At 69.3% G+C, this 8,773-nt stretch carries 9 protein-coding genes; 2 read left to right on the top strand and 7 right to left on the bottom strand.

All coding sequences use genetic code 11. The features are described from left to right. From ACK4S2_RS15010 to ACK4S2_RS14995, 4 genes are all read right to left on the bottom strand, one after another. Window positions 1-424 (bottom strand): FixH family protein (locus ACK4S2_RS15010; RefSeq protein WP_409626155.1); only part of this gene is annotated, 424 nt, incomplete at its 3' end. Between the two features lies 1 nt (window position 425). After that, window positions 426-1,871, bottom strand: a complete 1,446-nt coding sequence (gene ccoG, locus ACK4S2_RS15005; protein ID WP_409626158.1) for a cytochrome c oxidase accessory protein CcoG — start codon at window positions 1,869-1,871, stop codon at window positions 426-428. A 304-nt stretch (window positions 1,872-2,175) separates the two neighbouring features. After that, window positions 2,176-2,970 (bottom strand): amino acid ABC transporter permease, encoded by a 795-nt coding sequence (locus ACK4S2_RS15000; RefSeq protein ID WP_409626152.1) that lies wholly within the window; start codon window positions 2,968-2,970, stop codon window positions 2,176-2,178. 6 nt (window positions 2,971-2,976) lie between these two features. Next, on the bottom strand, window positions 2,977-3,765 hold the full coding sequence (locus ACK4S2_RS14995; protein ID WP_409626149.1) for a transporter substrate-binding domain-containing protein: 789 nt from the start codon (window positions 3,763-3,765) through the stop codon (window positions 2,977-2,979). 157 nt (window positions 3,766-3,922) lie between these two features. On the opposite strand from ACK4S2_RS14995, the gene ACK4S2_RS14990 reads away from it, so the two are divergent. Beyond that, window positions 3,923-4,717 carry a dioxygenase gene (locus tag ACK4S2_RS14990; RefSeq protein WP_409626146.1) on the top strand — a complete coding sequence of 265 codons (795 nt, stop codon included), beginning with the start codon at window positions 3,923-3,925 and terminating at the stop codon, window positions 4,715-4,717. Here the strand turns inward: ACK4S2_RS14990 and ACK4S2_RS14985 are convergent. From ACK4S2_RS14985 to coaBC, 3 genes are all read right to left on the bottom strand, one after another. Beyond that, a complete protein-coding gene (locus ACK4S2_RS14985; protein WP_409626143.1) occupies window positions 4,697-5,746 on the bottom strand; it encodes a HesA/MoeB/ThiF family protein in 1,050 nt (349 codons plus the stop codon). The two genes, ACK4S2_RS14990 and ACK4S2_RS14985, sit on opposite strands and share 21 nt — an antisense overlap. Next, on the bottom strand, window positions 5,747-6,211 hold the full coding sequence (gene dut / locus ACK4S2_RS14980; protein ID WP_409626140.1) for a dUTP diphosphatase: 465 nt from the start codon (window positions 6,209-6,211) through the stop codon (window positions 5,747-5,749). 106 nt (window positions 6,212-6,317) lie between these two features. Next, a complete protein-coding gene (coaBC, locus tag ACK4S2_RS14975; RefSeq protein WP_409626137.1) occupies window positions 6,318-7,514 on the bottom strand; it encodes a bifunctional phosphopantothenoylcysteine decarboxylase/phosphopantothenate--cysteine ligase CoaBC in 1,197 nt (398 codons plus the stop codon). A gap of 276 nt (window positions 7,515-7,790) precedes the next feature. On the opposite strand from coaBC, the gene ACK4S2_RS14970 reads away from it, so the two are divergent. Beyond that, on the top strand, window positions 7,791-8,773 hold a 983-nt coding region (locus ACK4S2_RS14970), incomplete at its 3' end, for an ABC transporter substrate-binding protein (RefSeq protein ID WP_409626134.1).

Here is an 8,773-nt window from a genome sequence, read left to right as displayed (position 1 = left end):
AGGCGGTGCCGTCGCGGGCCACCGCCTCGATCCTCAGCAGCCACTTGCCGGGGGCCAGGTCCACCGGCGCGACGAAGGCCCCGCCTTCGCGCACGAAGACCGGCAGCCGGTCCTCGCGCGCTTCGGTGGCGCGGCCGACCAGAACCTGCAGGTCGGCCACGGCGCCGGGCAGGCCGGTGGCCGCCTCGGTGATGCGCAGGGTCAGGTGCCCGTCCCGGTAGTCTTCGGCCACCTGCCAGCCCAGCGCCTGTTGCGCCTTGCGCGCGGCGTCGAAGTTCTGGCTGGCGTAATAGGTGTTCTTCGCCTCGACCCCCGGAAAGGTGCTGATCGCCTGATAGGCCATGAACAGGTTGACCGCGATGATGACGCCGAAGGCCGAAACGGTGCCGATCAGAACCTGCCTGCCGGTGATTTCGCGTGCCATGTCACTGCCCCTTGCCGTTGAAGACCGTGCCGGCGCTGACCCGGCTGGAGGAGTTGACCGCCTCGAACCACAGGGTCAGGTCGGTGCGGGCGGCGGTGGCCAGCGGCGACCCGGGCGGGGCGATCAGATAGACACGTTGCTGCAAGGTGGCGTCGGCATCAACCGTCATGCGCACTTCGGGCGTGCCTTCGAGTTCGATCCGCACGCCGGCCGGCGCATCGACCGAAAAGCGGATCATGCGCGGTTCGTGATACTTGTTGCGCAGCCGCACGTCGTAGGTGTTGCGGATCGAGCCGTCGGACAGCATCACATAGGTCGGGTTGCGCACCGGGGTGACGTTGACATCGATGTCCGAGCGCAGGAACAGCGCCACCACCAGCGCCAGCCCGACGCCGGACCACAGCACGGTGTAAAGGATGGTGCGCGGGCGCAGGATGTGCTTCCACACCGGCTTGGGCGCCTTGCCGGCGCGTTCGGCGGCCTCGTCGGTGAGGGCCATGTAGTCGATCAGGCCGCGGGGCTTGCCGATCTTGTCCATGGTGTCGTTGCAGGCGTCGATGCACAGCCCGCAGGTGATGCAGGCCAGCTGCTGCCCGTTGCGGATGTCGATGCCCATCGGGCAGACGTTGACGCAGGCCATGCAGTCGATGCAGTCGCCTTGCGCGGCCTCGGGGGTGGCGGCGCCCCTCTTCAGCTTGCCCCGCGGTTCGCCGCGCCAGCTGCGGTAGCCGATGGTGATGGTGTCTTCGTCCATCATTGCGGCCTGCACGCGCGGCCAGGGGCAGGCATAGATGCAGATCTGTTCGCGCGCAAAGCCGCCGAAGGCAAAGGTGGTGGCGGTCAGCACGGCGATGGTGATGTAGGCGACCGGATGGGCCTGAAAGGTCAGCAGGTCGTGCAGCAGCGTGGGCGCATCGGTGAAGTAGAACACCCAGGCCCCGCCGGTGGCCACGGCGATGGCCAGCCAGGCCGCCCATTTGACCAGACGCTTGCGGACCTTTTCGGCATCCCACTTTTGCCGGTGCAGGCGCAGGCGGGCGTTGCGGTCGCCTTCGACCCAGCGTTCGACCAGGATGAAAAGGTCGGTCCACACGGTTTGCGGGCAGGCGTAACCGCACCAGACCCGCCCCGCCGCCGAGGTGAACAGGAACAGCCCCAGGCCCGCCATGATGAGCAGACCGGCGACGAAGTAGAATTCGTGCGGCCAGATCTCGATCATGAAGAAGAAGAACCGCCGGTTCGCCAGATCGACCAGAACCGCCTGATCCGGCATGTTCGGCCCGCGGTCCCAGCGGATCCAGGGCGTGATGTAGTAGATGCCCAGCGTGACCGCCATGATCCACCACTTGAGCGTGCGGAAGTTGCCCTTCACGCGCCGCGGAAAGACGGGTTCGCGAGCGGAATAGAGCGAGGGCTCGGGGGTGGGGGTCGAATCGGACGGCACGATCTGGCTCCGGCGAAGGGATACGGGGGATGGTGTGGCGCGTGGCGCGGCCCGATGCCTTGACTTGCATCAATAACCCGGATGCGCGATGCAACTAATCGCCGCAGCGCAACGAAAAGGGCCGGCACCTGCAAGCGGCGCCGGCCCGAGTGCGAGGAAAAGGGCACCGGCGCCCCAGGAAACGCGCGAACAGGACAGGGCGCCGGTGCTGCCCCAGAGGGCATGGCACCAGTCTGCCGCGTCGGAAGCCGCCACACCTTGACCTGCATCAACCCCGCCTGCGGCAGGCCGTCGCAGGCGGGGGGCCTCAGCGGCGCCCTGGCCCCGCCCCGGCGCGGGCGCGCAAGCGTTCTTCCAGCCGCCGCAAGGCCAGCGACAGCGACACGGTGAGGGTCAGATAGATCAGCGCCACCATGTTGTAGGTTTCGAAATAGCGAAAGTTGCCGGCCGCCGCGACCTTGCCCAGCTGCGTCACATCCGTGACGCCCAGCACCGAAACCAGGCTGGAATCCTTGACCATCGCCACGAAGTCGTTGCCGTAGGGCGGCAGGATGACGCGAAACGCCTGCGGCGCCACGATCAGCCGGAATCGCTGAACGCGGTTGAGGCCCAGGGCCTTGGCGGCCTCGATCTGGCCGGGATCGACCGAAAGGATGCCGGCGCGGAACACCTCGGCCAGAAAGCTGGCATAGGCCAGCACCAGCGCGGCCACCGCGCGCCACAAGAGCGGCACGGCGCGGGTGCGCAGCGGGGCCAGGCCGAGGGCGTTCCACGCCTCGACCGCCAGGGGCACCCCGACGAAGGCCACGTAAAGCAGCAGCACGATGATGGGGATGCCGCGCATCACCTCGACGTAAAGCCGCACCGCCTGCCGCACCAGCCACAGCCGCGACAGCGACCCCAGCGCCAGCAACAGACCCAGCGCGCTGGCGCCGGCAAAGGCGGTGGCGGTGACCAGCAGGGTCACCCCCAGCCCCTTCCACAACGTGGCGAGAATCTGGGCGTGCACGTCGCTGGTCAGGGCCAGCGCAAAGGCCCAGACCAGCGCCCCGCCCAGCACCACGAGCCAGAGCGGAAAGTCGCGCCCCTGTCCGGGCGCCATGCCGGCTTATTCGCCCATCTTGTAGTCGAGGAACCAGCGGGTGTTCAGCGCATCCAGCGTGCCGTCGGCGCGCAGCGCGGCGATGGCGGCGTTGATCGGCGCCACCAGATCGGACCCCTTGGGGAAGATGAAGCCGAAATCCTCGGTCCCCAGCTTGTCGCCCACGATCTTCAGCCCGCCGTTCGACGCGGCGACATAACCGTTGCCGGCGGTGCCGTCGGTCAGCACCAGGTCCACGTCGCCCGCGCGCAAGGCCGCAACCCCGGCCCCGAAGGTTTCGAACAGCTTGATGCGGGGGTTGGCCTCGTTGCCGTCCAGCACCTCGTAGACGCCGACGTAGAACGGCGTGGTGCCCGGCTGCGCGGCCATCAGCAGATCGGGGTTGGCGGCAAACGAGGCCGCATCGGCAAAGCGCGTCTCGTCGCCGCGTACCAGCATCACCATTTCCGACCGCATGTAGGCATCCGAGAAATCGACCTTGTCCTTGCGGTCGTCGCGGATGGTGATGCCGGTCATGCCGATGTCGAACTGGCCTTCGGACACGGCCGGAATCATCGCATCCCAGCTGATGTTCTGATAGGTCACGGTGGCGTTCAGGCGCCGGGCGATTTCGGCCATCGCGTCGTATTCCCAGCCCACCGCCTTGCCGTCCTTGTCGAGGAATTGCAGCGGCGGATAGGCGTTTTCCGTCACCACCACGATCTCGCGGCCGCCCAGGTCGGGCAGCGATTGCGCAAGGGCGGGCACGGACAACAGCGACACGGCAACGGCGGCCAGCGCGGCAAGCTTTTTCATCGATCGGGCTCCCAGTTGGACTGGCGCGACTATGGGCAAACCGCCCGCGCGGCGCAAGCTGTGCACGGCCGCACCGATGCCCTGCCGCGATGCCGGATTGCCCGATGCGCAGCGCAGGCGCATTCTGCCCTTACCCCGACCAGACAGGAGGCACATCATGGCCCGCATGCCCACCTGTTTCATCAGCCACGGCGGCGGCCCCTGGCCCTGGATGCCCGACTGGCGGGCGATGTTCGCCAATCTGGAGGCCAGCTTCGTGCAGATGGTGCGCGACCTGCCCGAACGCCCGCGCGCGATCCTGATGATTTCGGGCCACTGGGAGGATGCGCGCTTTGCCGTGATGTGCTCGGCCAACCCGCCGATGGTCTACGACTATCACGGGTTTCCCGCCCATACCTACGATGTGGTCAATCCGGCCCCGGGCGCGCCGGATCCGGCACGCCGCGCCGCCGGGCCGATCGCCGCCGCCGGCCTGCCGGTGCGGCTGGACGACCGGCAGGGCTTCGACCACGGCTGCTTCGTGCCGGCCTTCGTGATGTATCCCGATGCGTCGGTGCCGGTGTTCCAGGTATCGTTGCGCCACGGCTACGACCCGGCCGAGCATCTGGCGCTGGGGCGGGCGCTGGCGGCCTTGCGCGACGAAGGCGTGCTGATCTTGGGATCGGGGCTGAGCTATCACAACCTGCGCCTGTTCGGGCCCGGCGCCCGCGTGCCTTCGGAAGCCTTCGATGCCTGGCTGGCCGAAAGCATGGCCCTGCCCGCCGCGGCGCGCACCGACCGCATCCTGCACTGGGAACAGGCCCCCCACGCCCGCACCTGCCACGCGCAGGAAGATCACCTGGTGCCGCTGTTCGCCGCCCTCGGCGCGGCCGAAGCCGACCCGGCCCGGGTGGTCTATCACGACACCGGGTTGTTCGGCGGGGTCACCGCCTCAAACTACCGGCTGGGATAGGTGGCCGCAGGCGGCGCAATCGGGGCGCCGCCGGGTGGCGATGGTGCGGGTTTCGCCGAACAGGCCGTCGTGGATCAGCAGCCGGCCGCGCAAGGGCTGGCCCGCGCCCACCAGCAGCTTCAGCGCCTCCAGCGCCATCATCGACCCGAGAATCCCCGGCAAGGGTGCGATCACCCCGGCCTCGGCGCAGGCGGGCACAAGGCCCGGCGCGGGGCGCACCGGGAACACGCATTCATAGCACGGCGCCCCCTGCGCCGGGTCGTAAACACTGATCTGGCCTTCCCACTGGGTCATCGCCGCCGCCACCAGCGGCTTGCCCAGCGCCGCGCAAACCCGGTTCACCAGATAGCGCGTGTCGAAATTGTCGGTGCCGTCCAGCACCAGGTCATACTCCGCGATCAGGTCGCGCGCCGTGGCCTCGTCCAGCCGCAGGCGGTGCGGCACGACCGTGACGAAAGGGTTGAGCGCCTTGACCGCCATCGCCGCCGACGCAACCTTGGGCAGGCCGATGCGGTCGTCGGCATGAATGATCTGGCGCTGAAGGTTGGAGTTTTCCACCACGTCGTCATCGACGATGCCGATGGTGCCCACCCCGGCCGCCGCCAGATACAGGATGGCAGGGCTGCCCAGGCCCCCTGCCCCCACCACCAGCACGCGCGCCGCCTTCAGCCGCTTCTGCCCCGGCCCGCCCACCTCGCGCAGCAGGATGTGGCGGGCATAGCGTTCCAGTTCGGCCGCGCCGAAGCTGCCGGGCGCGGGCGGCGCCGGCGGCACGGCACCCCGGGCCCGGATGCGCCGCAACAGCGCCCGGTATCCCAGCGCCAGCGCCGCCACGCCGCCCAGCACCAGCCAGGGCTCGGCCCGGCCGCCGGTCGCCTCGCGCAGCGTGGCCCCCGCCGGCAGCACCAGCTGCGCCAGCACCACCGCCAGCCAGAGCACCGCCACCGTCACCAGCCGCACCCGGCCCGGCACGCCGAACACCGCGCCCAGGGCCCAAAGCGCAACCATCAGCCCCAGAACCGTTGCCATTCACCCTACCCCGGTCGATCCGAATCCGCCGGTGCCGCGGACGGTTTCGTTCAGCGCCGCCGCAGCGACAAAGCGCGCCTGCACCACCGGCGCTACCACCATCTGCGCGATCCGCGCGCCATGCACCACCACGTAGGGCTCGGCCCCGAGGTTGACCAGCGGCACCCCCACCGGCCCGCGGTAATCGGCGTCGATGGTGCCGGGCGTGTTGGGCAGCGTGATGCCGTGATTCAGCGCCAACCCGGATCGCGGGCGCACCTGCACCTCGTAGCCCGGCGGGATCTGCATGCGAAACCCCGCCGGCACCAGCACCCGCGCCATCGGCGCAATGGTCAGCCCGGATGCACGCAAGGCCGCCGGCAGGTTGGCGCGCAGGTCGGCCCCGGCCGCGCCGGCGGTGGCATAGGCCGGCAGCTCGACCTCGGGGTCGGCCCAGTCCTCGCGCCGGATGGCGATGGTCAGCATGGTTCACCTTGCCCGAAATATCCCCGCCGGAGGCAGGCCCGAGCGGACCCGGCCCCGGCCGGGCCGCGAGACCAAAGGCGTGGCGCGGCACGCGCCGCCGCAACGCTCATGCCAGGGCCCCGGCGATGCGGGCGGCAAGGCGGCGTGCCACCTCGTCCTTGCCCATCATCGGCCAGCTTTCGGCACCGGCCTCGGAAATGATCGCCACCGCGTTGGAACTGCCGCCCATGATGCCGGTATCGGGGCGCACGTCGTTGGCCACGATCCAGTCGCAGCCCTTGCGCAGGCGCTTGGCGGTGGCGTGGGCGATCACCTCGTCGGTTTCGGCGGCAAAGCCCACCACCAGCCGGGGCCGGGCGGTGGGGTGCTTCGACACCGTGGCAAGGATGTCGGGGTTCTCGGCAAACTCCAGCGCCGGGGCCTTGCCCGAGCCGTCCTTCTTCATCTTGGACCCGGCGGCATTGGCCACCCGCCAATCGGCCACCGCCGCCGCCATAACCGCGGCATCCACCGGCAAGGCTTCCTGCACCGCCTCCAGCATCGCCCGCGCGGTCTCCACCGCCACAACCTGCACGCCTTGCGGCGGCGGCACGCTGGCCGGGCCGGTGACGAACACCACCTCGGCACCCAGATCGCGCAAGGCCGCCGCCAGCGCGGTGCCTTGCGCCCCCGAGGATCTGTTGGCGATGTAGCGCACCGGGTCGATGGGTTCGTGCGTGGGCCCCGAGGTGACCAGCACCCGCCGCCCTGCCAGCGGCCCGCCGCCCAGCGCAGCCCCGATCGCCGCAACGATTTCCAGCGGCTCGGACATGCGCCCCGGCCCGAATTCGCCGCAGGCCATCGGCCCCGGGTTGGGGCCCACCACCCGAACGCCGTCGCCTTGCAGGGTGGCCAGGTTGCGCCGGGTGGCCGGATGGTCCCACATCCGCACGTTCATCGCCGGCGCGATCAGCACCGGCTTGTCGGTGGCCATCAGCAGGGTCGAGGCGAGGTCGTCGGCATGGCCGCCCGCCATCTTGGCCATCAGGTCGGCGGTGCAGGGGGCCACGACCACCAGGTCGGCCGCCCGGCTGAGCTGGATGTGCCCCATCTCGGCCTCCTCGGTCAGGTCGAACAGATCCTGATGCACCTTGTGCCCGGCCAGCGCCGCCAGCGTCAGCGGCGTGACGAACTGCGCCCCGGCCCGGGTCAGCACCGGCACCACCTCGGCGCCGCCTTCGCGCAGCTTGCGGATCAGGTCGGGGGTCTTGAAGGCCGCGATGCCCCCGCCCACGATCAGAAGGATGCGCTTGCCTGCGATCATGCCCTGGCCTCCCTGCCTGTTGCCTGCACCCTGCTTAGCACCCTTTCGCGCGGAACGGGAATGCCCGAGGCGACAGCGCGCGCGCCGCCCCCCCCGGAAACGGGCCGGCAGGGTGCATTTGCATCCTGCCGCCGTTGTCGTGAACGTGTTCGCAATACAGGCCCGACAGGAGGTTCCCCAATCGCGCAAAGACCGATCAGGACCGCCGCAGTCCGGCTTGCGGCCGCAGTTTCGCTTTCGCTTGCCCCGATGTCCGCCCTTGCGCAGGACATCCTCATGGGCATTCCCACCGCGCAATCCACCCTGGCCGGCGTGGCCGACCACGGCGACTGGCTGAACGGCGCAATGATGGCGATCGAGAAGATCAATGCCGAAGGCGGCGTGAACGGGCGCATGCTGAAGCCCGAGGTGGTGGACATCGACATCCTGTCGCCCGAAGGCACAGTGGGCGCGTTCCAGGCCTTGGCCGAACGCAAGGTGCACGCCATCGCCTCGAGCTTTGTCATCATCCCGCAACCGGCGACGGATGCCGCGGCCGCCTATGGCGTGCCCTACATGCACGGCAACACCTCCAAGGCCAGCGCGCAGCTGGTGGCGGAAAACCCCGAGCGCTACCGCAACATCTTCATGATCGACCCGGACGAGACCTGGTATGGCTACGGGCTGATCCGCTATCTCGACCAGCTCGAAGCCTCGGGGCAGTGGGCGCCGAAGAACCGCAAGATCCACATCGTGCAGGAACAGCTGGCCTATACCCAGGTCATCAGCCAGGCCGCCCAGCGCGCCATCGCGGAATCGGGCGGCAAGTGGGAACAGGGCCCGATCACCGACATCCAGTTCCCGGTGCAGGACTGGACCCCGGTGATTTCGGCGCTGAAGGCCTCGGACCCCGGGGTGGTGTTCATCAGCCACTGGGTCGCGGCCGAGCTGGCGGCCTTTGCCAAGCAGTTCGCCTTCGACCCGGTGCCGGGCAGCCTGGTCTGTCTGCAATACGGGCCGAGCCAGCCCGAGTTCCCGGACCTGGCGCAAGGTGCCGCCGAAGGCATGATCTGGGGCACCGTGCTGGGCACGCCGCGCACCGATGCCGGCAAGGCATTCCGCGAGGCCTGCATGGCCAAGCATGGCGAGAACATGGGCGAGGTCTATCAGGCTGCTGAAGAAGTCCACGAGGCGGAACAGTTTTCCCTCTGTTTGGGCGGCAGCGGTGAGCGTCGTGCTGGTCGAGGCGAGGTATGGGTGCCCGATGCCACCCCTCGTCG

The organism is Gemmobacter sp., assembly GCF_046292685.1.
GTDB lineage: Bacteria > Pseudomonadota > Alphaproteobacteria > Rhodobacterales > Rhodobacteraceae > Wagnerdoeblera.
Note: the sequence above shows the minus strand (reverse complement) of the source record. Positions and strands in the feature narration are given on the sequence as shown.